The organism is Paenibacillus tyrphae, from assembly GCF_024158745.1.
Classification (GTDB): Bacteria; Bacillota; Bacilli; order Paenibacillales; family NBRC-103111; genus Paenibacillus_G; species Paenibacillus_G tyrfis_A.
The window spans coordinates 196,506-222,243 of sequence record NZ_JAMZAW010000005.1 but is presented as its reverse complement, the minus strand read 5'-3'; the positions used below and the strand labels follow the sequence as shown (position 1 = coordinate 222,243).

23 protein-coding genes are annotated in these 25,738 nt (G+C 54.5%); 6 read left to right on the top strand and 17 right to left on the bottom strand.

The features are described from left to right. The first annotated feature begins 64 nt into the window (after nucleotides 1–64). Nucleotides 65–1,684, top strand: coding sequence for an S-layer homology domain-containing protein (locus NI000_RS09755; protein ID WP_253409969.1), 1,620 nt, complete (start codon nucleotides 65–67; stop codon nucleotides 1,682–1,684). Nucleotides 1,685–1,920: 236 nt separating this feature from the next. Beyond that, nucleotides 1,921–2,280 carry a toprim domain-containing protein gene (locus NI000_RS09750; protein WP_253409968.1) on the top strand — a complete coding sequence of 120 codons (360 nt, stop codon included), beginning with the start codon at nucleotides 1,921–1,923 and terminating at the stop codon, nucleotides 2,278–2,280. Here NI000_RS09750 and NI000_RS09745 read toward each other — a convergent pair. The 4 genes from NI000_RS09745 to NI000_RS09730 all read right to left on the bottom strand — a co-directional run bounded on the left by NI000_RS09745 (nucleotide 2,277) and on the right by NI000_RS09730 (nucleotide 6,725). After that, entirely contained in the window at nucleotides 2,277–3,203 is a 927-nt protein-coding gene (locus NI000_RS09745) for an AEC family transporter (protein WP_253409966.1), read from the bottom strand. The two genes, NI000_RS09750 and NI000_RS09745, sit on opposite strands and share 4 nt — an antisense overlap. Before the next feature lie 26 nt (nucleotides 3,204–3,229). Continuing rightward, nucleotides 3,230–3,838 (bottom strand): SCO family protein, encoded by a 609-nt coding sequence (locus NI000_RS09740; protein ID WP_253409964.1) that lies wholly within the window; start codon nucleotides 3,836–3,838, stop codon nucleotides 3,230–3,232. Between the two features lie 92 nt (nucleotides 3,839–3,930). Beyond that, nucleotides 3,931–4,869 (bottom strand): heme o synthase, encoded by a 939-nt coding sequence (gene cyoE / locus NI000_RS09735; protein ID WP_253409962.1) that lies wholly within the window; start codon nucleotides 4,867–4,869, stop codon nucleotides 3,931–3,933. A gap of 641 nt (nucleotides 4,870–5,510) precedes the next feature. Further along, nucleotides 5,511–6,725, bottom strand: a complete 1,215-nt coding sequence (locus NI000_RS09730) for a cytochrome P450 (RefSeq protein ID WP_253409960.1) — start codon at nucleotides 6,723–6,725, stop codon at nucleotides 5,511–5,513. Nucleotides 6,726–7,102: 377 nt separating this feature from the next. Between NI000_RS09730 and NI000_RS09725 the strand changes: the two genes are divergently transcribed. Together NI000_RS09725 and NI000_RS09720 are read left to right on the top strand one after the other, a co-directional pair. Further along, complete coding sequence (locus NI000_RS09725) at nucleotides 7,103–7,474, top strand: hypothetical protein (protein WP_253409959.1); 372 nt, start codon at nucleotides 7,103–7,105, stop codon at nucleotides 7,472–7,474. Nucleotides 7,475–7,517: 43 nt separating this feature from the next. Next, nucleotides 7,518–8,462: a hypothetical protein gene (locus tag NI000_RS09720; RefSeq protein WP_253409957.1), complete on the top strand. Its 945-nt coding sequence runs from the start codon at nucleotides 7,518–7,520 to the stop codon at nucleotides 8,460–8,462. Nucleotides 8,463–8,500: 38 nt separating this feature from the next. Here NI000_RS09720 and NI000_RS09715 read toward each other — a convergent pair whose 3' ends face one another. Beyond that, on the bottom strand, nucleotides 8,501–9,370 hold the full coding sequence (locus NI000_RS09715; RefSeq protein ID WP_253409955.1) for a LytR/AlgR family response regulator transcription factor: 870 nt from the start codon (nucleotides 9,368–9,370) through the stop codon (nucleotides 8,501–8,503). A gap of 8 nt (nucleotides 9,371–9,378) precedes the next feature. Next, a complete protein-coding gene (locus tag NI000_RS09710; protein WP_253409953.1) occupies nucleotides 9,379–11,082 on the bottom strand; it encodes a sensor histidine kinase in 1,704 nt (567 codons plus the stop codon). A gap of 235 nt (nucleotides 11,083–11,317) precedes the next feature. Here NI000_RS09710 and NI000_RS09705 point away from each other — a divergent pair, with 235 nt between their 5' ends. Both NI000_RS09705 and gerQ read left to right on the top strand, forming a co-directional pair. Continuing rightward, nucleotides 11,318–12,151 carry an aldo/keto reductase gene (locus tag NI000_RS09705; RefSeq protein ID WP_253409951.1) on the top strand — a complete coding sequence of 278 codons (834 nt, stop codon included), beginning with the start codon at nucleotides 11,318–11,320 and terminating at the stop codon, nucleotides 12,149–12,151. 366 nt (nucleotides 12,152–12,517) lie between these two features. Beyond that, nucleotides 12,518–12,958: a spore coat protein GerQ gene (gene gerQ, locus NI000_RS09700; RefSeq protein ID WP_253409950.1), complete on the top strand. Its 441-nt coding sequence runs from the start codon at nucleotides 12,518–12,520 to the stop codon at nucleotides 12,956–12,958. Nucleotides 12,959–13,021: 63 nt separating this feature from the next. Here gerQ and lplT read toward each other — a convergent pair whose 3' ends face one another. The 11 genes from lplT to NI000_RS09645 form a co-directional block, all read right to left on the bottom strand. Next, the gene (gene lplT / locus NI000_RS09695) at nucleotides 13,022–14,257 is read right to left on the bottom strand and encodes a lysophospholipid transporter LplT (RefSeq protein ID WP_253409948.1); all 1,236 of its coding nucleotides are present in this window, start codon (nucleotides 14,255–14,257) and stop codon (nucleotides 13,022–13,024) included. Then, nucleotides 14,254–16,383, bottom strand: a complete 2,130-nt coding sequence (locus NI000_RS09690; protein ID WP_253410195.1) for an AMP-binding protein — start codon at nucleotides 16,381–16,383, stop codon at nucleotides 14,254–14,256. Before NI000_RS09690 ends, lplT begins: the two co-directional genes overlap by 4 nt. Nucleotides 16,384–16,597: 214 nt before the next feature. Beyond that, nucleotides 16,598–17,452 carry a metallophosphoesterase gene (locus tag NI000_RS09685; RefSeq protein WP_253409946.1) on the bottom strand — a complete coding sequence of 285 codons (855 nt, stop codon included), beginning with the start codon at nucleotides 17,450–17,452 and terminating at the stop codon, nucleotides 16,598–16,600. Between the two features lie 91 nt (nucleotides 17,453–17,543). After that, a complete protein-coding gene (locus tag NI000_RS09680; protein WP_253409943.1) occupies nucleotides 17,544–18,524 on the bottom strand; it encodes an ABC transporter ATP-binding protein in 981 nt (326 codons plus the stop codon). After that, nucleotides 18,505–19,518: an ABC transporter ATP-binding protein gene (locus tag NI000_RS09675; protein ID WP_253409941.1), complete on the bottom strand. Its 1,014-nt coding sequence runs from the start codon at nucleotides 19,516–19,518 to the stop codon at nucleotides 18,505–18,507. Before NI000_RS09675 ends, NI000_RS09680 begins: the two co-directional genes overlap by 20 nt. 14 nt (nucleotides 19,519–19,532) lie before the next feature. After that, complete coding sequence (locus tag NI000_RS09670; protein ID WP_253409939.1) at nucleotides 19,533–20,342, bottom strand: ABC transporter permease; 810 nt, start codon at nucleotides 20,340–20,342, stop codon at nucleotides 19,533–19,535. Nucleotides 20,343–20,354: 12 nt separating this feature from the next. Beyond that, a complete protein-coding gene (locus NI000_RS09665; RefSeq protein ID WP_253409937.1) occupies nucleotides 20,355–21,296 on the bottom strand; it encodes an ABC transporter permease in 942 nt (313 codons plus the stop codon). A gap of 114 nt (nucleotides 21,297–21,410) precedes the next feature. Continuing rightward, nucleotides 21,411–22,964: an ABC transporter substrate-binding protein gene (locus NI000_RS09660; protein ID WP_253409935.1), complete on the bottom strand. Its 1,554-nt coding sequence runs from the start codon at nucleotides 22,962–22,964 to the stop codon at nucleotides 21,411–21,413. 278 nt (nucleotides 22,965–23,242) lie between these two features. Next, nucleotides 23,243–23,977: an MBL fold metallo-hydrolase gene (locus NI000_RS09655; protein WP_253409933.1), complete on the bottom strand. Its 735-nt coding sequence runs from the start codon at nucleotides 23,975–23,977 to the stop codon at nucleotides 23,243–23,245. Then, the gene (locus tag NI000_RS09650) at nucleotides 23,974–24,843 is read right to left on the bottom strand and encodes a MurR/RpiR family transcriptional regulator (protein ID WP_253409931.1); all 870 of its coding nucleotides are present in this window, start codon (nucleotides 24,841–24,843) and stop codon (nucleotides 23,974–23,976) included. Before NI000_RS09650 ends, NI000_RS09655 begins: the two co-directional genes overlap by 4 nt. After that, the gene (locus NI000_RS09645) at nucleotides 24,840–25,553 is read right to left on the bottom strand and encodes an HAD family hydrolase (RefSeq protein WP_253409929.1); all 714 of its coding nucleotides are present in this window, start codon (nucleotides 25,551–25,553) and stop codon (nucleotides 24,840–24,842) included. The genes NI000_RS09650 and NI000_RS09645 overlap by 4 nt, the downstream gene beginning before the upstream one ends. Nucleotides 25,554–25,738 lie beyond the last annotated feature (185 nt).

Genomic DNA, 25,738 nt, shown 5'->3' with positions numbered 1-25,738 from the left:
GAAACCTTTTCAACGCATTAGTAATAATCCATTATTCGTCAAGAAAGATAGGAGTGAACCCTGCATGAAACCTGCTGTGCTTAAAAAGACAGCACAAGTGACCGTACTGATGCTTATCATTTCTGTATTGGTTCCCGTGTTGGCGTTTGCCGCTACGGGATTCAAAGATTTGAAATTTGAAAGCAACAACACGGTAACCGGTACGGTGTATTCCGATGTTTACAGCGTGAATGCTACTGTATACGCGTTTGACCCGAACGGAAATCGTTTTGACGTTTCCAGTGTCACTTATGTTGACTACGATGTTACAAACAATGTTTATAACTACAAATTTACTGTAACGAGCAACACCTATGATTATGTTCGTGTACAAGGACCATTCGGTACGTCAGTTGACGGCAAAACGATTACCGACTCCGTTTACCAATCCGTATACCGTAACAACGGCACTAATCCCGGCGGCGGTAGCACTTGCTGCTACGGCGGTGGTGGCGGCGGTGGAATCTGGGGTTCGGAAATTATCAACGTAAGCTCCAACGGTTCTGTCGATGCCGACCAACTGAAAAATTCGTTCAAAAACAACGACAAAGTGACGTTGAAGCTGAGCGGCGACATCGCTCTGATTCCGGCTAAAGCACTTGTCGATTACGTAACGGATTCCAAAAAGGTACTGGTCATCGTTAACGACAACGGTGCTTACATCATTCCGCTCAACGCGTTGAAGCTGCAAGACTTGGCCAACAAGCTGTCGGTAACGACGGATGAGCTGAAGCTGAAAGTAACTATCGCGAAAGCAAACGATACAACAAAGGACGGCGTAGACAAAGCTGCTAAAGCGCTTGGCGGTACGGTAGCCAGCAATGCTATCGATTTCGATATCGTCGGTCTTGGCAAAGACGAGAAAACCGCTGCGCTGGACCTTGGCAACAACTACATCAGCCGGATTCTTCCGCTGAGCAAAGCTGTCGATTCGTCCAAAGCGACAGGCGTTCTGTACAACCCGACAACGGGCAAACTGAGCTTTGTGCCTGCTGTCTTCTCTTCGACGGATGGTAAAAGCGAAGCGACATTGAAACGCAACGGCAGCAGCATCTATGCCGTAATCGAGTTGGATAAGACCTTCTCCGACATCAAAGGCCACTGGGCTGAAAGCTACATCAAACTGCTGGCTAACAAGCTTGTCGTTGACGGGGTAACCGACACGACATTCCAGCCGGAGCGCAATATCACCCGTGCGGAATTCGCAGCACTGGTTGTTCGCGCGCTGGGTCTGGATACGAACAGCGGCAGCAGCACGTTCAAAGACGTAGCAGCTAGCGATTGGTACGCAAGCGTAGTAAGCGCAGCGGCAAACGCGAAGCTGGTTGACGGCTATGAAGACGGAACGTTCCGTCCGAACGCTACGATCAACCGCGAAGAGCTGGCGGCTATGGTCGTACGCGCTCTGAACTATGCCGGTGCGAAACCGGACGTCTCGGCTGATAAACAAACTCAGCTGTTGGCGAAATTCAAAGACGCAAGCAAAATCGTATGGGCGAAGAACGAAATCGCCGCTGCGATTGACGCCGGCATCATCGACGGCATGACGGACGACACGTTGGGCGCCCGCGATACGGCGACTCGCGCACAATCCGCAACCATGCTGAAACGTCTGCTCTCTAAAGCAAGCTTTATCAACAACTAATTGTTAACGCATCATGAACCACTCTCCATGAAATAGGGCCGTTTCTTTTGTCTCTCGCAGACAAGGGCAACGGCCCTTTTGTTTTCAAAAGAATGCGTTCTCCTGTCGTTTCTTCTACCGTAACGACGGCCAGCTTCCGACATTTCCTGGGAAATACATACACGCGGGGATTGGTTCGGACGGCGAAAGGGGATATACTACAAGAAAGAAATTCATTGCAGAAACGGAGGCCGTCAATGTCTATCGCTATTATTGTGGAAGGAAAAAATGACAAAAGCAGGCTTCGCCGCTTGCTGACAGAGGACATCATCATCGTTTGTACCTTCGGATCGCTGAATACGGATCGTTTGGAAGAGTTGAAGAAGAAGATCGGGACGCACGATGTGTACCTGTTTACGGATAATGACCCCTCGGGCAAAAAAATACGCGCCATCCTTCGGGATACGTTTCCGGATGCCGAACAAATTTATACGAGGCGCGGCTATGCCGGCGTCGAAGGCACGCCGGACGAGTATCTTATTCAGCAATTGGAAAAGGCCGGGCTGGAGGAGTTTATCATCTATCCCCCGGTGATCCCGACCTTTGAGAAGTTCTAACTTATAAATTTTATTAAATAAATAACCAGCGTTACCGTAAAAATGCTGAATATCGTCGAGGAAAACACGGCTTGTGACGAAAATTCCGCCTCATTGTCGTATTCGACCGCAATGAGTACGCTGCTCAGCGATGTCGGCACCGCACAAGACAGTACAAGCGCCTGCGCCATGACCCCTTCGATCCCCATTAGCAGAACGATCAGAAAGCCGACGGCCGGGCCCACACAGAGCCTCAGCAAGTTTGACAGCATGACATCCGTCAGATTAAACGTCCATTTCATGCTTCCCAATTGTACGCCGAGCGTCAAGAGAGCGGTTGCAATAAATGCGTCCGATACATAATTGATCGGAGCGTACACCGGTCCCGGAATAGGAATGTGCAGCCCTTTCATCAAAAACGCGATCGGAATGATATAGATAACCGGCAGCGTCAGTATCGTGCGGAGCGTTTGCTTCATGTCGTTGCGCTTGGAAGCATTGACAGCATAGATGCCGTACGTGTTCGGCAGCAGGCTCTGCATCATCATAATGATGATCTGAATCGACAAGGTGAACGCGTCCCCGACAAACACAAGCTGATTGAGCGGAATCGCATAGTTCGCGCTGTTGTAAAAAATAACGCTGTTGCGCATCGCCGGGATCATGCCGCCCTTATATCCCCGCAGACGGATTACGACTTCCATCAAAAGAAACATCGCGGCAAAAAACAGGACGAAAAACAGCAGCGTTTGGCCCAGAACAGCCAGCGACAGCGACGATTCGTACAGCATTTTGAATACGAGCGCCGGGGAGAATAAGTAAAAATTCAACTTGGAAAGCGTCTTGATATCGAGCTTGAACGCCCGGTACAAAATGACGCCTACCGCAATCATGATAGTCAGCGGAATGACATTATTGAGCAGAATGTGCGTAAAATAAGCCATGTCAAATCGATGCCCTCGTCATAAGCCTATGATTCCTTGCTAACCTGAATCAAATCGTTTGCGATTCCTTCGATATCGATATTTTCGTCGTTGCCCGAATAGTAGGTGCGCACATCGCCTTTGCCGTCGACCAGCAAAAACAAGTTCGTATGCGTAAAATTGCCGGTTTTCGGGTCTTTGGCTACGAGGACGTCAAATTTTTTGGCAAGGTCCGCCGTATAAGCCTCGTCGCCGCGCAGGAAGTACCAGCCCTTGTAATCCGGATGGAAGCGGGCGGAAAATTCCTTGAGCCGTTCAGGCGTATCTCTCGTCGGATCGAACGTGATGGATAGAAGCGCCGTCTTTGTGCCGAACACACCTTTTTTCACCAAGGCGTCCTGAATTTTAGACAGGTTGTAGGTCGTCGGCGGGCAGACGTCAGGACAATAGGAAAAATAAAAATATACTAGCTTCGCTTTTCCTGCGGTATCAGCCAACGTTACCGTCTTGCCGTCCAAGTTTTCCAACTTGAAATCCGGCGCCTTCTTGAGCACCCCGATTTTTTTCTCCGGACCTTTCACCAGCATATAAGCCAATGTTGCAATCAAACCAACCAGCAATACCATGACGACGATTTTAAAACCGGTTTTCTGCATATCATCGCTCACCTTCCCATTATTCAAAAAATAAATCCCAAGGCCGGGGCCAAGGGATTGTCATCCACCGTTTTGCACCGTCCGCGAATACCCTACGGTAAAGGAGTGGTGCTGATGACCATGATGATATACAGCAAGGTCAAATAGTTAATGGAGTAAATAAACATTTTTTTGGCCCATTGCACTTCATCCTCCGCTTTGAACCCTTTGAGGCTCAAGAACGCCCAGTACAAACCCATGATCGTAGCCGCGAAGAAGTAAAGCGGTCCTACGTAACCAAGCCAGTACAGCAAAAGCGAAATAGGCACGAGCAGCACGATATAACGGACCATCGCCATCTTGGTAATGTACGTTCCTTTGACTACCGGCAGAAGCGGGAAGCCGGCGGCGCGGTATTCTTCCATCCGACGAATGCCAAGCGCCCAGAAGTGCGGCGGCTGCCACAGGAACATAATGCCGTACAGAATAAGCCCCGCGGCATCGATCTGTCCCTGAACGGCACAGTAGCCGAGCAGCGTAGGCATCGCGCCGGAAAAGCTGCCGACGAACGTGCTCCATACGGATGACCGCTTAAACCATGCGGTATAAATCCATACGTAAATAAACAAACCGAGCAAACCGAGCAAAGCGGTAAGTGGATTCGTCAAGAACCACAGCACCGAAAGGCCGACAACGCCGAGCACAATGCCGTACCATAACACGGTCTGCGGAGCAATGCTGCCTACTGCGGTAGCACGCTTTTGCGTCCGGGTCATCTTCTTGTCCATATCCCGGTCCAAATAGTTGTTCAGCACGCACCCGGACGCCATCACCAACACAGTGCCGAGCAGCATATATATCAATTTATCCCACTGGATATGCCAGCCGGAAGCGACCCAAAAGCCGCCAAATGCCGTAATCGCGTTAGAAAACAAAATGCCGGGTTTGGCGAGATTCACAAAATCTCTCCACGTAGCCGGCGAGTTGATAGCGGTATCCGCCTCAACATCTGTCGTCTCTACGCCCATCCCCAAACTTGCCTGTTTTTCCACCTTTATGCAACCCCCTTGTGTGAGGAATTCGACATCGATTGTGATATCCTTCACTCTTAAAAAGATCCTCTTTATCATAACAACCTGCGGACCGTTTGACAACAACGGATGGCGTTGTTCAAAATATTGTCGAATCCCCTATCAAGAGACAAGAGCGGCTGTGCGCTTGGAGACGCCGGGCATTGCACCGTATATTTTTTTGCATATCGTCAAAAAATACAAAAAACAGCGAAACCCTACTTTTCCCGCCACTTTTACGGTATCAAACCGACAACTCCTAGTCCGTACCAAACGGGGTGTATTAATACCTGATCAGCGGCAGCGTAATCAAACCGGAACTACCGGAGGAACGGCCCATCGAGATGGCGGCCATTTAGCCAAGGGAACATACGCAAAAAATGCCTCCGGTTAAGACCGGAGACAGGCTGTTGAGAAACCTTAGGAGTAGAAATCTCGGACAAATTTCAAGTTCACGAGTAGACGGGGTCCCCGGAAAGTATCAGAATAAGCTTTTAAGAGTTTCTTCACTTTCTGGGGAAGGGCAGCGACTGGAGGGATATACTCCACCGGGGAAGCGGGTTTCTCAACAAGCTCATAAAGGACCATATCCCCTTGATCTTTCAGTTTTTTCGCCCGATATGCTACCGCTCGACGTGAACGGGAAACTTAGCGAGAAATCCCCTCTGCCCGAGGTTTTCACTCAAGCTCCAATCTTCAGGCAGAGTCAGCCGGGAATAGCGCTTCATGAATTCACTCAAGCCGATGCTCGCTTCCATCCTCGCCAGCGGCGCGCCCAGACAGAAATGCGTCCCTTTTCCGAACGACAGGTGCTGCTGATTATTCGGCCGGTTCAGATCGAACTGTTCCGCTTGGACAAAACGTTCCTCATCACGGTTGGCCGAGCCGATCCACGCGATAATCGATTCCCCTTTCTTCATTTCCGCACCGAACACATTCGTATCCTGTGCAACTCTGCGCATCATGAACTGGGCGGGCGAGCGGTAGCGTAGCACTTCTTCCACCGCCTTCGGAATGAGCGATAGCTCCTTCTTGAGCAGCGGGTAAGCGGTAGGCTGGTCGACCAGAAAGCAATAGAATGCATTGGAGATCAGCCTCGTCGTCGTCTCGTTCCCGGCAAAAAGCAATCCTATACCAAAATGAATAATTTCTTCGTCGCTCAAACACTCCCCTTCGAGCTCGGCGATCGTCAAATCCGAGATGATGTCATCCGTGGGACGGCTTCTTTTTTCCCGGATAATTGGCCGTATGTAGTCCGCCATTTCCTTCAGTGCCTGCTCCTTTGCCCTCACGCTTTCGCCATAGGTGTCGCGGCTGCCCGGCGTGATAATCGCATCCGACCACAGCTTGAATTGCTTCCAATCGCTCGACGGAACGCCCAAAAGTTCCGCAATGACGGTCACCGGCAGAGGAATGGCCAGATCGTAGGCAAGATCGATCGTATCCTGTTCCCGAACTTGATCCAGACAATATTGCGCGACCGCGGCAATTCGCGGTTCCCATGTCTTAAGCGACTTTGGGGTGAACGCTTTGGCAACCAGCCCTCGTCTTTTGGCATGCAAGGGAGGGTCCATTGAGGTCAGGCTTTTCTCTTCCTCTCCTATAACCGGCAACGACGACAGCCTCCGGTCGTTTTTGCTGGAAAACAGCTGAGAATCGGACAAGACCCGCTCCACGTCGCGATGTAAAAAGACATTCCAAACCTGTTGCTTCGAATCGAAATGAATCGGATGGCTCCTTCTCATCTCCCGATACCACGAATATGGCTCAAACCGCTGCTCCTCCGTGCTGAATCCGGTGATCTCATCGGGATAAACGATCTTTTCGACGACCTCCACACTTACCGCTCCCTTCGTTTTTTTCCGAACAAAAACAACGACGGACGATTGACGGGTCTGCCACGACAAAAGATGTTTTAAAACAAAAGTATTGAGTAATAAAAGTTTATACATGGATAATTATATTAAATTAGGTTATATTTGTAAATATTTTTCTCGAGAATAGATATAGCTATCCGGCGAAAAAATCGGTTCTCTACTCAAATCGCTTGAAGAGGAGCATGTTTTCGACAATTTTCACACAAGAAAATAGATATTTTCAGCCATTTATTACAAAAATATAATCTAGTTACTTTTTTATGAAATAATGAAATCACTTCACACAAGCGACGTCGTATTCAAGTGAAGTAACTATTCTATTCATAGAGGGATTTAAAATGAAAGGTAAAGTCGCTATTGTTGCAAGCGCACTCTTGGTCGCCATGACGGGCTCGGCTTTGGCAGGGAATGATACTGCTCGTTTCCCTGTAAATGGAAAACAAATTCTCGGAACGTTGAGTTACGACGGTACGACAGCTTATGCGACGGTAGAATCTGTGGATGGAAGCAAAATTGACCGTTTGAGTGTAGACGCAGCCATTAAGTACGCGAACGGACAGCCGGTCAAACCTAGTAAACCTCGGTCGGCAAATAACACTGATTATGTAACAACAGATCTTACTGCCCCGGGCGGTGACCATGCATACGGATGGTTTGGTGCTACTCATAAAGGCAAAACTGACTCGAGCCAAATCAAAGTATATCAATAATTCCAGGCTGTTTGCTGACCAAAAGAGTCGGAGGAGGATTAGCTTGCGCAAGGTATTCAAGTTCATACTCTACATTATGCTCGGAAGCGCCATCGGACTTGCATTTAATATGGTCATGCATTCGTCTAAGCCTGCCGAAAAAAAAATCATCTCCGAAGGCTATAGTATAGAGTTAAAAGACGCCCAGGGCGCAGAAGTATCCCAATTATTCCTGGACCTTAGCCAATCAAATGAATTCAACCATAGCATTCTATTTGAAAATTCAACTGAACAAGATCAGAGCTTTTCGCTTACTCTTTTAGTAGACTACGTCAAAATACCTTTTTTCGTTGAATCGGAAACTCGCAATGTAAAGGAATTTAATTTTAATCTTGCAAAAGGCGCTTCGATAAGCATTCCCGTCCGCTTTTCGATCGAATCGCTGTCGTCTGATCTTCATGCGCTGATCATTGCAATTGCAGCGAAGCACAATGATTTAGAAACTCAAGATAAAATTACTGATTTTTTTGGCATTGTGGGAAGATACACCATCAAAAAATCCGGAAAAAACGAATTCATAAAAACGGATACCCCGGATCGTAGTGCTCTTACAGTCTCCAACTCGCCTGTTCGCGGGATCAGGATTAATCAGCAATTCGAAAATACAGATGAATTCGGAACATTCCCCAGTGTCATCCATGCGAAACCGAATGAAAAAATAAAGCTGGCCCTGCGAGCCGGAGGGTTTACAGGGGCTAAAGATTATCTGGTATGGCTAATGATGGACAATCAGCAGATCCCCTTCCCTGACGGCAAGCCGTACTGGTGGTTTGAAGCACCGCCGGAGAAAGCGGCTCTGCGGCAAATTGAAATAAGCGCCCCGGAGAAACCGGGACGCTACGAGGTTTACGGCTATCTGATGAACAGCCCGTGGGATACGATGATCGAGATCTCCGACAACGAAACAAGCAATCGTTCCTCCCATAAAATCGCACTTCTTGTGGAATAACGTAGTTCTATACGGAAAACCGAGAACGCGGCAAGCAGTTATGGATATGACCTTAACACCGCGTCCTGTACGCCTTTTTCTTCCGCCATCAGCTTACGGGCCTGCTCAAAATGGGCGAAGCAGCTGCGGCTTAGCGTCAAAGATTCGGGCACGCCATGCAGCAGGATTTCGTAATTGCCCGGCGTAATCAGATCCGCGCAAATTTTTTGAATATATCTCACGTTGACCAATTGGCTCTTGTTGCACTGGAAGAGAAGCGGCGAAGTCGCCGCATTCAGCTCTTTCAGGGTGGAGGAGGTATGAATCGTCTGAACCGAATGCGAATCCGTCCATTTGATCGAAATCTGCTTGCTGTCCTTGGAGATGTAAACAATTTTCTCCTCCTTGACATAAAGCTCCCGCTGGATGTTTCGCCCGTCCAAATCGCAGATTTTTTGCTTGAAGCGGATCAAGCGTTCGTCGTTTGATGCGGCTGCGGGCGACTGCTTTCTTTTCTGTGTCAAATGCTTCTTCGCCTTCTCCAAGCTTTTCTTGAACCGTTCGGAGGTTACGGGCTTCAGCATCAGGGAAAGCGAATCGATCTCAAAGCTTTCCTCCGCATATTTCATATCCGTGAGCGCCGTGACCACAATAATGCAAGGATCGTACCCCTTCGCCTTAATCAGTCGGCAAGCCTTCAGACCGGAAATATCGTCCAGGTTAATATCCGTAAGGATGAGGTCCGGCTGCAGCTCGATATACTTGTCCACCAGCTTGTTTCCCGACGACACCGTATCGACGACGATGAGATGATGCTCTTCGGCAAATCGAATTAAAAGCTGCTTTTGTGCAAAATCGTCTTCCGCAATTAAAGCGGTCAGTCGTTCCCCTTGATTCAACGTCCGGTTCACCACCTTATGATCGTTCATTGGATTGTCTAAATGTGGATTTTGAACATAAACGTAGCGCCTGCGCTTTCAAAATCTTCTACCCACAGCTGCCCTTTATATTTTTGCACCAGCTCTTTGACCACTTGCAAGCCTAAGCCTTCGTGCTTGAATTTTGTGGAATAGCCCGCGCTTAGAAGCTGGGGCAGCTCCTCATCGCCGATCTGCCTCCCGCGATTGGATACTTTGAAGTACAGCAAGCGGCCCGCGTTCCAAGCGGCCACTTGAACCAGTCGCTCCTCCACCGGCAGCTTCACGGTCTCGTCAAACGCATTGGATATTAAATTGGTTGCGATGCGAATCAAATCGAGCGACTTCTCCCCGTTCAGCTTCAGATCACCCGTGACGGCGATGTCGTGCTCCAGCTTCACCTTCTGCTTGATCGCGCTGCTGGCCGCGAATTGCACAATGGCCGATAGCGTCGGATGCCGGATCACAACGACATCTTGAATTTCAACCACTTCCTTCACCCACGCTTGCGTTACTTTTTCCAGCTCGTCGTATTCCTTCTTTTGCACATGAGCGTGAATGGCATTGACAATATTGCCGACATCGTGATTTAGCCCCCGGATGGCCGTAAATAAGCTGTTCATATTTTCAAGATAAATTTTCTCGGCGGAAATGACAGCCGCTGCAAGCGTGCTTCTCCGGATTAAAACAAGCACGAACCCCCCGAGCATCAGGAAGGACACGACGCTGATCGTCAGAAGCCGCTCCGATTGACGCTTCAGCTCGTTCTGAATATAGCTGTAATCCGAAACAAGGCCGACTACCAACGGCAGCCCGGTTTCAATAGGCACGAAGCTTTTAATCACGTCACTTCCTTGAACGCTTGTCTGATAGCTGATCGTCTTTTTGTCCCGATGTGCCTGTCTGACCATCTCCACATCATCGTCCGACTGCATGGCATACTGCCCAAAGTAGATCGGGCGCGTCGGATGAGGAAAAACCAACCGATTATTTTGCTTGACTTCATAAATTTCTTCTCCGAAACGCTCGGCATTGAAGCCTGTGATTTCGATCAGGAACGGTTTTTCTTTCTGCAGACGTTCGATGATGTGCATGTAAGAAGCCAAGGTCACATATTCCTCCATATCCTCCTGTCTGAAGTATGGATCAATAATATAGTCGGTCTGGCCGTCATGGTAGTATCCGAATTTATGGAGCGCATTCGGGTCCGAGGATGAAACGTCCACAGGTCCTGACCAATAATGGGGAAGCGTATAGCCTTCGGAAATCGATACGTTCTTACCGTCCAGCAGTTGCTTGAGAGCGAGAAACCAAAAATCGGTAAACTCTTTGGCAGATATGTTCCGTTGCGTAGGATTGGAGGAACGCGTGGCTACGATATCGTCTCCCTTGCGCTGAAATAGCGTAATATCCGACACGCGCAGCTCTTTGCTTAGTTCCGTCAACTCCTTATTGCTCACCTGTTCCAAGCGCGGAGGCAGCTTGCTTTGCGCGAGCATGGCCGCCAGACGCAAATTTTGCGCCAGCAGCTTTTCGGCATAGTCGGCAGACCGTTGGGAATGCTCGAAATAAACTTTGATATTGCTCGAGAAACTTTCCACTTCATTATAGTGATTGTTCATGAGCATCTGTTTCGTCGTATAATAGTAAATGACGTTGCTCAAAGCGAGCAGACACGTTACAGGCACGACAAACCACAAGATAAAGGACGTCCGAAGCTTCATGCTATTCCTCTCCCTGCCGGTGCAGTGCGGCTAACGTTCTTACAGAAACAAGAAGACAATACACGTGATTACCGTTTGATTCTATTTTTTCCTTAACTTACATAATAAACTCTTTTATACCGACGTTCAATAACGAAGTTTCCAACGGACGGAACGCCCAGGCGAATTTTTCGTTCCGCACCCGACTGTGTTATCATGAACATTGATTGAAATTTGTCCATGGAGGGAATTGAATATGACCGTGATTCAGCGAAACAGCGACACTACGGTGTTGAACAACGGCGTCCGCATGCCATGGCTCGGACTGGGCGTCTGGAAAACCAAGGAAGGCGACGAGGTCGTCCAAGCCGTGCAGCATGCGCTGGAAGCCGGTTACCGCTCCATCGATACGGCTGCCGTCTATGGCAACGAAGCCGGGGTAGGCCAAGCGATTCAAGCCAGCAGCATTCCGCGCAACCAACTGTTCGTCACGACGAAAGTATGGAACGCGGACCAAGGCTATGACAGCACGCTTCGGGCTTTTGAGGAAAGCCGGCGCAAGCTGCAGCTCGAGGTCATCGACCTGTACCTCATTCACTGGCCAGGGAAGGACAAATATAAGGAAACTTGGAAGGCGCTCGAAAAGCTGTATAAGGACGGACTCGTCCGGGCGATCGGCGTCAGCAATTTTAAAGTGCATCATCTGGAGGATTTGCTGCAGGATAGCGAAATCGTTCCTGCGGTGAACCAAGTCGAGTTCCATCCGCTTCTGATTCAGCAGGAGCTGCGGACGTTCTGCAAGGAACACCAAATCCAGCTCGAAGCTTGGAGTCCGCTGATGCAGGGCAATCTCGATCTGCCGCTGCTAAGCGAGCTTGCGGACAAATACGGCAAAACGCCGGCGCAGGTTATTCTACGTTGGGATTTGCAGCACGGGGTGGTCACCATTCCGAAGTCCATCCGTGAAAGCCGCATCCGCGAGAACATCGACGTCTTCGACTTCACCTTGTCCGACGAGGATATGGCGCGTCTGGACGGCCTGAACCAAGACCGTCGCTTCGGTCCGGACCCGGATCACATTGATTTTTAGTTCGGGAAGAGCCCTTGGGAATCGAGGGCTCTTTTTGCGTCCGCGTACGAAAGGACGAGGTTTGGAATGATGTCGCTTTCGCCGGCACGAGCTGCGAACGGTGCTGTCTTCGGGCGCAATCTACGGGATCAAGAACCGCCTGTGATGGTCCTGCACTCGCCGTGTTTGCCGCCCCGGAACGGAACCCTTTACGTCATTGCGTCGCAGATTTTCGGTTAGCCCGCTTCCTTTCGGGCTGCGTATCATCGCTTTCCAATTCCAATAAAAAATCCGTCACCAAACATTCGCCCACACCATAGTATGAATGGTGTGCTCCAGCCCAGTCGAAACCCAAATCAAGCGAAGTTTGAAGGAGGATTATGAGCGATGTATACCAATCCGAGCAAAGCAGTGCCGACTCCTTACGGCGCCGGTTACCCCAGCTACGGCCAGCCTACTGCGCAATCGGTAACGCCGATGATTCCGGCAGGCTCTACGATTACCGCTGCAGGACAGCCGGTACCGACGGCGGCCGCGCCGACCACCCCAGGGCAGCTGCCGATGGAGCAGTCCTTCATCGAAAATATTTTGCGCCTCAATCTGGGTAAAATCGCTACGCTGTATATGACGTACGAGAATAACTCCCAGTGGAACGCCAAAATTTTCAAAGGGCGTATCGAAGCCGCAGGTCGCGACCATATCATCATCAGCGATCCGAAAACCGGCATGCGCTTTTTGCTGCTGATGGTCAACCTCGATTACATCACGTTCGACGAACCGCTTCAGTATACTTACCCGTACGGCTCGGCCCCGCTGCCGGGACGCTAAACGCAAGAAAGACCGGATCCTGCCAGGCGGCGGGGTCCGGTCTTTGCTTTTAAACGCAAATGATCATACGCGGGAACCGGCAACTTCGGCGCTTCTCCGCTTCAGCATCACGGCCTGAAACACGAGATACAGCACGAACAGCGCCAGCACCAGCCCGACGCCGTAGATCGACGTCTCCACGCTTGTTCCTGCGGCGGTCGCCTGCGTATACGCCCGCACGCCCGCGAACATCAGGATGTTCTCGAACAAGTTTTGCACGGCAATCGTTTTGCCTGCGCCGATCTTCGGGTTGCCTACCTTCTGCAGCACCGAGTTCAGCGGTACGACATAGACGCCGCCGGCGAAACCGACCGCCAGCAGGATGAACACCGTCACGTACAAATTGCTCAGCATCGGGAAAACGAGAATGAGCACCACCATCACGACGCCATACAGATAAGAGTTCAAGTACTTGTGCGCCGGGATCAGTTTGGGAGCGGTCAGGGCTCCGGCCATAATGCCGATCGCCGTAACCGCAATCAGCATCGAAATCTGATCGACGCCGTGAATGCCGAGGTGCAGCGGAATCCAGGAGATGACCGCCACGCGAATGACCGACGACGTCATCCAGAACGAGCTGGTGCCGATCAGGCAATAGCGGGCCGTCCGGTCCCGGAACAGCCGGGCAATATCTTTAAAAAACAAGATCGAATCTTTGACATAATGAATGTTCGGGTTCCCCGCCACCCGCGGAATCGAAAGCGACAAAAGCAGCGCAGTCACGTACAGCAGCAGGCAGGCGACGATGCACACCGTCAGCGACTGCTTCGCCAGAATGCCTCCGCCGACGGTGCCGGCCAGAATGGCGATGATCGTGTAGCCCTCGATCTTGGCATTGGCCTTGAGCAGCTCGGAATCGAGCTGCTTCGCGTCTGTGGCGGAGCGGCTCAAAATTTCGCCGAGGATGCCGTATTTCGCCGGACTGTACACAGCTGCGCCGATTCCGATTACGGCGTAGCTTAAGGCAGGCTCGAGACCGAGCAGCAGCCCGACGATCCCGAGCGCTTTCAGCGCGTTGCCGATCAGCAGCACGACCGACTTCGGATGCTTATCCGCGAAGCTGCCGACGAACGGCGCCAGAACGACGTAAGCGAACAGAAAGGCTTGCTGCACATTGCCGATATACGATTCGGGATACGCTTTGGCCCGCAGCATTTCAATGATTGCAAACAAAATGGCGTTATCGGCAAACGCGCTCCAGAACTGCGAGATGAGCAGCGCATTGATCGGCTTGAGTCTGAGTTTGTTCCATAGGTTCATACGGCGTTCGCTCCTTCGTCTGCCGCCGGCTCTTCGGCCAGCTTTTTCAGTGCCACATAATCCGGCTTGCCGCTGCCCAGAATCGGCAGCTTCTCGACCCGCATCAGCTTGGACGGGGTCATAAGTTGAGAATGCCCGTGATCTTTCACGAATTGTTTGATCGTCTGAATCTGATGCTCTTCCTGTGTCACGAACAGAATGATTCGTTCGCCTTTGCGGCTGTCCGGCACGCTGACTGCGGCCACGTTCGCGTCCCGGTAACAGCTTGCCGCAAGTTCCTCCACTTGGTTCAAGGATACCATCTCGCCGCCGATCTTCGCGAACCGCTTCACCCGGCTCACGATCGTCACAAAACCGTCTTCGTCGATCTTCACTACATCTCCGGTATCGTACCATTCGGGGCACGGCTTGAAGCCCTCTTCGTGAAGCAGGTAACCCTTCATTAAGTTCGGGCCCTGAATCAGCAGCTTGCCGCCTTCCAGCCCCGGTACCGGCTCCAGTTTATATGCGATGCCCGGGAGCAGTTGGCCGACCGTGCCTTTGCGGTGCCACATCCGGGTGTTCATCGCCACGACCGGCGAAGCTTCCGTCGTGCCGTAGCCTTCCACCGGACACACATGGAACTTGTCGACCCACAGCTGCCGGACTTCGTCCTTCAGCTTCTCGGCTCCGGCGATTACGCAGCGAAGCGATTGAAAATCGTACGGATGCGCTGCTTTGCCGTACGCTGCCAGAAACGTCGAGGTGCCGAACAAAAACGTCGCATTACGATCGTAAGCCAGCTCCGGAATGACTTTGTAATGGAGTGGGCTCGGGTACAGGAACACCTTCACGCCGTTCAGCACCGGAAGTATAGTAACCAGCAGCCCAAGGCTGTGGAACATCGGCATTGCGTTGAAAAAGACGTCTTGGGCGTTAATGTCCATCACCGTGCGCGTCTGCTGCATGTTCGCATACAGGTTCGCATGGTCCAGCACGACCCCTTTCGGGACGCTTTCGCTGCCGGAGGTGAAGAGCACGATCTCGGTATTTTTCACCGTCGCCTTCCGCTTGAGCAGGAAATCCGCGAAGCCGGACAGCTTATCGCTCACACGGAGCGTGTCCTTCATGTCTTCCAAATACAGCACACGGTACCTTTGACCAAGACTTTCGATCACCGGCGTCAGCTTTCCTTTATCGACAAACTGTCTGGAAGTTAGAATCGTACGGACGGAAGCGGTTTCGCAGGCGATGCGCATGTTATTTTCCCCGGCCGAAAAATTGAGGATCGCCGGCCGTTTGTCAAGCTTGAACAGCGCGAACAAAACAAGCAGATGGGCTGCGGAATTCGGCAGCAGGACGGCGACGCCCGGCTCGTCTTTCAGTTCGGCCGCAAGCTTTCTGGCAAAGACGTAGGAAGCGGTCAGCAGCTTTTTATAAGTAAACGTCTGGCTTATATCCTCGCACACCGGGAAGTTGTATCCGTGATGCTTGGCAGCGGTCAGCAGTTCGTTGAACAGGTTGATCCCGGTCTTCACCCGGCTGTTCACCAGCTCGGCTTCCAGCTTCTTCTGGATTTGCGCCGCAGCGCGTTCTTTTTGCGATTTCATCGACTGGCTCCGGTCGTAATCCAAGGTAAACGGATCACCGATCTGCACGGTAACCTTGGGGAACCACACCTGCCGGATTTTATGCTTCAGGTAAGAAAATTTGGACCGTTCCGGGCCGTTCAAGGCAATCGGGTACAGCGTCGCGCCCGTGCGGAGCGCAATGTAGCCGACGCCGCTGTATATTTTCATCAGCGAGCCGCCGCTCGCGGTATTGACGCGGCCTTCCGGGAACACGAGGAGCGGGGCTCCTTTCTGCACCGTCTTGACCATCTGCTTCACGGAGTACGGATTCATCGGATCGACGGCAATATGCTTGCGCAGCCGGATAAACAGGGCGAACCTCTTGGCAATGCGCGTGTTCACGACGAACGTGACTTCCTCCGGCAGCCGCGTAGCGAGCAGCGCCGCGTCGATCAGCGACAGATGGTTCGGAATCAGAATGGTCGGTTTGCGGAAGTCGAGCTTTTCCAAACCGCTGAATCTCGCTTGAAATAACAGGTTGAGTACGATTCGGGCCAACCATTTTACCAATACCATAGCCATTCCCTCCGTCGGTGCTTTGTGTTTTTTTGCGATTAGTTCCTAGCACCTGGTCTTAAATCTTATTGTACGCGAATTCGACAAAGCGGGTAGTACTAACTTTGCGTAGTACCTGAAGCGTACTGCATCCTATTCCGGAAGAACGAAAAAAGAAGCGCCTCCAACCGCTTTCGCCGTAAAAGGTGCTTCCTCTATAAAATGAACGGATCAATTATGCATTCTGCGGGCTTCGATCCTCAAGAGAGGCCAGCTCGATGACGGACAATGCCTTCGCGACCTCGGTCCGCGCATCCCCCGGATTCGACCATTCCCGGGTATAGCCGAGACAGCTGCATACGTACAGTGCGCCACCGAAGGTTTGCCGCTTCCGGTAATGCACATGGCCGCAGACGGCAAGCTTCACGGAGGAGGCGTACGATTCGATCAGCTTCCCGTACTGCTCGCTTCCGAGAAAGGCGTTAAAGTAGCCCCACACCTCGGGTGCGTACGGAACGGTAAAATAACGGTGCGGCAGCACGTGGGTCATCACGATGACCTTCTTGTCCCGAAGCTCGCTCAGCTGCTTGTCCAGCTTCTGCACGAAATAATCGCAGACTTCCGTCGTCGGCCGGTCCCACAGGGCAAACAGACTGTCCTGCCACGTCCGATCGCCGAGCGACATCCGGTCAAACTCCTCCTTCGTATAGCGGTCTGCGCCAAACGAATAATCGTACCAGCCGATATCTCCGACGACGGCCCATTCCTCGTTGATCATGTAGGCGCCGTTCGCGAGGTTCCCTTCGAACGCTTGCAGCTCACGGTACGAATCCCAAGCCGTACGTTCCGGGTCGTGGATGTTCCACAGATCGTGATTGCCCGGGACGAACAAGCAGGGGATGGATAACCGCTCCCGGATGTACCTGAGCGTCTTCAGCGTCGTGGCGCTGTTGTTGGAGATGTCTCCGCCGATCAGCAGCAGATCCACCTTCTGCGCAAGCGCCTCCTCGCAGAGCGCCTCCTCGACCGGGACGGAGCAGCCGGGGTTATTGGTATCGATATGCAAATCCGACAAAATGCCGATGTTCAAAATGGTTCCCTCCTCGTTCTCCTGTAGGCCTGAGCGGATCGGATGGCGATGGCGGCTTCTGCAAGCTGCGCCGCTCCGATGCGAATGCTGCTTAAATCAGCAGGCAGCGCGCGTAATGGTCCGGGCCGACGGGCTTCCAGTCCGGCGGTACGGAAGCGCATTCCGCCACCGCCTGCGGGCAGCGCGTATGAAACGGGCAGCCCGCAGGCGGATGAAGCGGGCTCGGCACCTCGCCGCGGAGCACGATGCGTTCACGCCGCTCCCCAGTACCGACGGACGGGATCGCCGAAAGCAGCGCCCGCGTGTACGGATGTACCGCACCGCGAAACAAGGTTTCGGCCGGCGCGAGCTCGACGACCGTGCCCAGATACATGACGGCGACCCGGTCGCTCATGTACTGCACGACGTTGAGATCGTGAGAGACGAACAGCGTGGTCAGCGCGAAGCGCCGCTGCAGCTCCTTGAGCAAATTCAAAATTTGCGACTGCACCGATACGTCGAGCGCGGACACCGGCTCGTCCGCCACGACGAAGGACGGGCGCAGCATGAGCGCCCGGGCGATGCCGATGCGCTGCCGCTGGCCGCCGCTCAATTCGTGGGGGTACCGGTCGGCGTAGCTGCGGTCCAGCCCTACCGTCTCCAGCATGTCGCGGGCTTGCTGCCTGCGCTCGGCGCGCGATCCGATCCGGTGGACGCGAAGCGGCTCCTCCAGTATCGGGCCGATCGTATGCCGCGGATTGAGCGACGCGTACGGGTCTTGAAAAATCAGTTGAACGTGCTTGCGCAATTCCCGTATTTCTCGGCCCCGCAGCGTTGTCAGCTCCCGGCCGCGAAAGCGGATGGACCCGGAGGTCGGCTCCAACAGCCGCGCAAGCAGTTGGCCGGTCGTCGACTTGCCGCAGCCGCTTTCGCCGACGAGGCCGAGCGTCTCGCCGCTGCGGATATCGAAGGAGACGCCGTTCACGGCGTTCACCCAAGCTTTGGGCTTGCCGAAGGCGGCGGCGGCCGGGTAGCGCTTCGTCAGCCGGTCGATCGCCACCAGCGGTTCAAGTTCAAGCGAGCTGATACTCACGGACGGACGGCCTCCCTTCCTCGGCAAGCAAGCAGCGGACCTCGTGCCGGTCCGCGATCAAGCGGCTCGCCGGCTTTACGCCGGAGCAGGCCGCCACGGCGCGGTCGCACCGGGCCGCGAACGGGCAGCCTCCGGCGCGCTCCTCCGGCGGAGGCACGCGCCCGGGTATCGCATACAGCGCCTCGCCCCGTTTGTCCGGCGAAGGGATCGACCGCAGCAAGCCCGCCGTGTACGGATGGGCGGGCGAGCGGAACAGCTCCGCTGCCGGGGCCGTCTCCGCCACCTGCCCGGCGTACATGACGGACACGCGGCTGCACATTTCCGAGATGACGCCGAGGTCGTGCGAGATCAGGAGTACCGACGTGCCCTCCGACCGGTTCAAGTCCCGCAGCAGCTCCAAAATTTGCGCCTGCACCGTCACGTCGAGCGCCGTCGTCGGCTCGTCGGCAATCAGCAGCTTCGGCCGGCATGCCAGCGCCATCGCGATCATGACCCGCTGCCTCATCCCGCCGGACAACCGGTGGGGATATTCGCGCATCAACTGCTCCGCGCGGGACAGCCCAACTTTTTCCAGCATGCCTACGCTATGATTATACGCGTCTTTGCGGGACATCGCCAAGTGCAAACGCGGCCCTTCCATCAGCTGTTCTCCGACCGTAAATACCGGATTGAGCGAGGTCATCGGGTCCTGGAACACCATGGCAATCTCCCTGCCGCGAAGTCTGCGCATCGCCTCCGGCGACAGCTGTATCAGCTCGGCGCCGTCGTAGTCGATCGCGCCGCCCGCGATTCGAGCGCCGGCAGGCAGCAGTCCCATGACGGCTTGCGCCGTCATGCTTTTGCCGCAGCCCGATTCCCCTACGATGCCGACGATTTCGCCGCGCCCGACCGACAGCGATACCCCTTCGAGCACGGCGCGCATGCCCTGGCGGGTCGGAAGCTCGATATGCAGCTCGTCCAGTCTCAAGAGAGGCGTTTCTTTTCCTCTGGGCATAGTTCGTTCCCCCTTCATCGTTTCGGGTCGTTCCAATCGCGCAGCCCGTCGCCGAGCAGATTGAAGCCGAGCACGGTCATTGTGATCATGAGCCCCGGCGCCAGCGTATACCACGGCGCTTTTGCAATATAGCTCTGGGCCTCGTTCAGCATGCGTCCCCAGCTCGGGTCGGGAGGCTGAATGCCGAGCCCGAGGTAGCTCAGCCCGGCTTCCGCAAGAATTGCCCCCGAGAAGCTCATTGTGGCCGCTACAATGAACGGCGACAAAATGTTCGGGAAAATGTGGCGGAATACGATGGCTAGCGGCCCCGTCCCGATGCCCCGTGCCGCCTTCACAAAATCCATCTCCTTGTACTGCACGAACCCGCTGCGGACGATGCGGGCAAACCCGGGCACGGCCATCAGGCCGATCGCCACAATCGTATTGGTCAGGTTCGGCTGAAACACCGCCACCAGCATGAGCGCCAGCAGCAGCCCGGGGAACGCCATCATCGCGTCCATCAGCCGCATCAGCGCTTCGTCCAGCCAGCCGCCGACATAACCGGCGGCGGCTCCGACGAGCAGCCCCCCGGCCCCGCCGATCAGAACGGTCAGAAACCCGACCTGAAAAGCCGTCCGGGAAGCCGTCATCACGCGGCTTAAAATGTCCCGTCCGAAATTGTCCGTCCCGAGCAGGTGATTCGCCCCGGGAGCGAGAAACCGTTCGGCCGGATTCATGCTATTGACGTCGTAAGGAACATACAACCAGCTAACCAGCATAAGTGCCAGCATCGTGCCGACCAACGCGCCGCCCACGATCAAATGAACGTTCCGATTTCGTGTCATGCCGCTCTTCTCCTACTTCAACCGAATTCTCGGGTCCAGCACCCGGTACAGCATATCGACGGCAAAATTGATCGCAATCACCGTTACGGCCGTGAATAAAATCATTCCCTGCACAAGCGGAAAATCGCGGGCACCGATCGAGGAAACGAGCAGCCTCCCGAGCCCCGGCAGCGCAAACACCTGCTCGACCACCAGGCTCCCGCCCAGCACGTCGGCAAAAATCATCCCCATCACCGTAACGACGGGGATGAGCGCGTTTTTCAGCACGTGCTTGTACAGCACCGCCCGTTCTCTCAACCCCTTGCTGTAGCCGGTCCGGACGTAGTCCTGCTTGAGCTGCTCCAGCATCGTCGTCCGCAGATAGCGCACCACGACGGCGACCTGCGGGATCGCTACGGCCAGCGCAGGCAGGAACAAGGAGCGCAGCGCCTCCAGCGGCGACTCCGACCAGCGGACGTAGCCTCCGGCCGGAAACCAGCGGAAGGTCAAGGCGAACAGCAGCACGAGCAAAATGCCGAGCCAGAACGACGGAACGGCCAGTCCGAGCTGACTGAGCAGCGAAATCCACCAGCCGGACGCCCGGCGCTGGGACTTGGCCGCCGCGATGCCGAGCGGCACGGCGATGACGACCGTCATCGCCAGTGACAGCACCGCGAGCAACGCCGTCACTGGCAGCCGGTCCAGAATCAGCTCGCCGACCGGCCTTGAAAACTTGAGCGATTCGCCAAGATCGCCCGATACGACGCCTCCGAGCCAGCTTGCAAATTGCTCGCCGAGCGGACGGTCGATGCCGAGCTTCGCTTCAAGCGCGGCCACCTGCGCCTCGTCCGCCTCCATCCCGAGAATGATCAGAACCGGGTTCCCCGGAATGATCCGAAAGACGGCGAAGGTCATCATCAGGACCAGCAGCACCGTCAGCACGAATGTAAAGGCTCTCCGCCATGCGTACGTCACGTCGCTGTCACTCCTTTCCTTAAAAAGTGGGCGGTTCATTCGAGATGCCGCGCGAGCGGACTGTTTTTTTCCGTGTGATCCGCCCGTTTAACTCGACATTACCCCAGCTTCTTGTTACTTCACGCGGCGAATCGTGGACATATCCTGCACGTAAATCGGGTACAGCTTGTAGCCGTCCAGCTCTTTTTTCATCGCTACGGTGAAGTTCGGGTCCATGATGTAGACGGCGACGGCGTCTTTGGTCAATATTTTTTGCGCGTCTTTATAAAGTTGCGCCCGCTTGGCGTCGTCCAGCTCAACCTGTGCCGCCTTGATCAGCTTGTCGTATTCCGGATTGTTGTAGTTGTAGAAGTTCGACTTGTAGTCGGATGCGTAGCGTACCAGCACCTCGTGCGGATCAAGCTTGCCCGTCAGCCCGATGATCGTCATATCGTAGTCGCGGCCTTTGTAGATCCGGTCCAGCCAGACGGCCCATTCGACCATTTCGATTTTGGCGGTGATGCCGACTTTCGCGAGCTGCTGCGCGATGACCTGCGCGGTATCGACATGGAACTTGTAGTTGGACGGCACCGAAATCGTCGTGCTGAAGCCGTCCTTCAGCCCCGCCTCGGCCAGCAGGCCTTTCGCTTTGTCCACGTTCACGTTGTAGGTCGATTCCAGGCCTTCCTGAAAATATTTTTGCATGACCGGGCTCATGTTGGAGCCGAGCTTCGTTCCTTTACCATCGGCTACGACTTTAATAATTTCATCCGTATCTACGGCGTAATTGACCGCCTGACGCACGCGCGGGTCGTCGAACGGCTTGCGGGCGATATTCATCGTCATGAGCTGGACCATGTTTTGCATGCCTTCTACATAGCGGAATTGATCCCCCAGCTCGGCGATGCGCTCATTGCCGATCCGCGGGTACATGTCGATGTCCCCGGATTTCAAAGCGAGCAACGAAGCTTCCGCATCCGGCATGATGCGGAATTCGACCTTGTCGAGGTAAGGCACGCCTTTGACGTAATAGTCTCTGTTCTTCTCGATCACGAGCTTCTGGTTCGGCTGGAATTCGACGAATTTGAACGGTCCGGTGCCGACCGGAGCTTTATTCTGGTTGTCGTATCCCTTCGGCAAAATAGCGGCCGTGAAGTTGCTCATAAACGAGACGTCGTTCTTTTTCAGCTTGACGGTAACCGTCTTGGCGTCCGGCGTATCGACGGCTTCGACGTTCGCAAAGGCGCTGGAGAGCGGCTTGCCGGTCTCCTTGCCCATCAGCCGCTCGTACGAAAACTTCACGTCCTCCGCCGCCACCGTCTTGCCGTTGTGGAACTTGACGCCGTCGCGCAGCGTGAACGTATACGTCAGCCCGTCGGGAGAAACCTTGTATTCCTGTGCGACTGCGGGCTGCAGCTCCCCTTTTTCGTTGGGCTTCAGCAGGCCTTCGAACACGTTGAACATCATCTCCTGCGTCCCCGAAGCGACGGCCAGATGCGGGTCGAGATAGTCCGGGTCCTGCGGAACGGCGACGACGACGCTGCCGCCCTGCACGGGTTCTTTGGCGGCTTCGGCGCCGGTCGCCGGCGCTTTAGCCGGGTCGCCCGAGCCGCAGGCAGACAGGACGGTTACGGACAGCAGCAGAGCGGCAAGCAGCAGGGGGGTCCTTCGCAATCTTTCGGTTAGCATGGTTTCTCCTCTTTTCTATTTTTAATTTCTTCCGGCTGTAGTACAGCCGGTCAGAGTGTTGAGAAAGTGGTTTTGGACTAAAATAGAGATACATACGTAGGTGGGGTATCTACTGGAGGAGCGATAGCGTTCGCCTTTGTCTGCGGGAAATACCCGCTGCTAAGCGGCTTCTAATAAAAATTTCCTGCAGACAAGAGCGACCGGAAGTAGATACCCCACCTCCTCGTACACCTCTATTACCTCAATTCACCACTTTCTCAACACTCACTCCAGCTGTATTACAGCCGGTATTGATCGCCCGTGCGAGCGAGATCAATCGGTCCTTGATACGTCTCTTGCGCTTCCCGGACAAGCTGGGCGAGATCGCCGTACTGGGGAAGGTGCGTCAGCACCAGCCGCTTCGCTCCGCACTGCGAGGCGAGTCTTCCCGCTTCGCCGGCGGTCAGATGGCCGCCGATTTTACCGAAGTACTCGTTGTAAAGATTGCTTTCGCAAAGCAGCAGGTCCGCGTTCCGGCCGATTCGCACCAAATCGTCGTTCCAAGCGGTATCGCCCGTAAACACGAGCGTCTGCCCCCTGTGCTCGATGTGCATGGACAGGCACGGGACGGGGTGGGTCGTATGCCCGAAGGTCCACGTCAGATCGCCCAGCGCAAGCGTATCTCCTACCGCAATGACATGCGAATGCATGTACTCTCCGTAAGCAAGCGTTGCGAAGGCCGCGTGGTCCGCGTCGTGGGAGTAGATCTCGATCGGCTTCGTTCTGCGGCCGAGCTGCATCAGAATCATCGCCGCATGCTGAAGGCAATACACGTCGGCGATATGGTCGGTATGGTAATGCGTGAGCACAACCGCATCCAGCTCTTCCAGCGGCAGATGCCGCTGGAGCTGGGCGAGTGCGCCGGAGCCGCAGTCCAGCAGTACGTTGACCGACTCCGTCTGAATCAAATACGACGCCGACGCGGAATCCGCAGCCGGATAAGCGCCCCACGGGCCCAAAATCGTCAACTTCATTTCGTTGTCCCCTTTCCGTTCGGTCCGGTCCACCCGGACGATTCCGTCTCGAACATCCGGAACTTCCGCTCCATCTCCACCATATTGCGCTTGACCCGCTCCAAGTCGAGCTGGGCCATTTTCTTGATCAAAGCGTTCGCCAACGCGAGCGGAGCCACGTACGAATCGAGAAAGCCCCGCGAACGGGTCGCGGCAAGCAAATACACGTCGGCCAGCTTGGCAAAAGGCGATACCGGCGAGTCCGTCAAGGCGACGATGCGCGCGCCCTTCTCTTTGGCCGCTTCCGTCAAATGCCTTGTCGTCTGGCAGTAGCGGGGAAATCCAGAGACAAGCAGCACGTCTCCCGACCGGAAATGTGCCGCGTATTCCGCTGCCTCGCCTTGCGGCACCAACCGGGCTTGGCCGAGCATGTAATGCATGATGTAGGCGAGCGGCGCCGTCACTGCAAGGCCGGCGCGCCAGCCTGCCGTATACGTGCGCTCCGCACCCAGCAGCAGCCGGACCGCCTCTTCCACCTTCGCCTCCTGCTTGAGCGCAGCCGTCTCGCGGAGATTGTTGATATCCTGCGCGAACAGCTCGTCAAGCCACGTCGCCTGCTCCTCCTGCGCCGTCTCCAGCAGCCGCTGCACGGGACGCGCCTGCAGAAACTGCGATTGCAGCTCGCTCTGCAGCGCGGCGTAGCCTTCGAAGCCAAGCGTCTGCGCGAGCCGGTGTACCGTGGCCTCGCTGACGCCGGCAAGCTCGCCCATCTTTTTGGCCGGCAGAACCGCTGCCTGACGGATGTCTTTGGTCAGAAAGTAGGCGGCTTTCTTTTGACTCGGACTCAGCGAATCGAATAGTTGCTCGATCTTGCTTTCTACGCTCATACGCTGTGCTTCCATTCCTTTCTTTGCAAATAAGCGGGCAGGTCCTGCACCGACGTGAGGACGGGCTCATGCTGCACCTCTTCGATGCCGACCCGGCCGAACCGGTTGATCAGGCAGCAGTTCATCCCCACCTCGCGGCAGCCGACGACATCGTCGTAATAATTGTCCCCGACGTAGCAGCATTCCTCCGCACGTACGCCCGCCTGCCGCAGCGCCAGCTCGAAGATGGCCCGGTCCGGCTTTTCGACGCCGACTTCCGAAGAGACGATCACGTGGTCGAAATACGGCAGCAGCCCGGTATCCGCCAGCACCTGCCTGGCGCTGGCATCCCAGTTGGAGATCAGGCCGATTCCGTAGGACGCCCGTTTCAGCTCCTCCAGCATCTGGGCCGCGTAAGGAAAAGCCACCCAAGGCGAACGGCGCTCCGTCCGCAGCTCGTTCAGCCTCCGCCACTGCTCCTGCAGATCGAGGCACAGCCCCAGCCGGTAATTCAGCACGCCGAGGTACCACGGGAAGAACGTCGCCGCTTCCCGGCCGAGGACGCCGGGGTATTCGCGCATGAACAGCTTGTCCGCATAATGGTAAGCCAGCTCGATCTCCCGCAGCTTCCTGGCGATTCCCTGCTCGGCCAAATAAGCCGCAAACTGCCTTTCCCTTTCCAAATAAACTAACGTATACCCCAAGTCGAACCATACAAATTTCGTTTCCATGCCTTGCCTCCGCTCCGTCAACCCGTCAAGAAGGAAATCCTTCATCTTCCTTCACTTTGTTGTATTCTCTACATCTTCACTTTATCCTCCGATTGTTTGCGCAATGTTAAATGAATCCAAAGATGATGTGAAGGAGGCGCCACGCCCAATCCTGCTCTTGACGTTTACCGCATGCGGAAGGTACT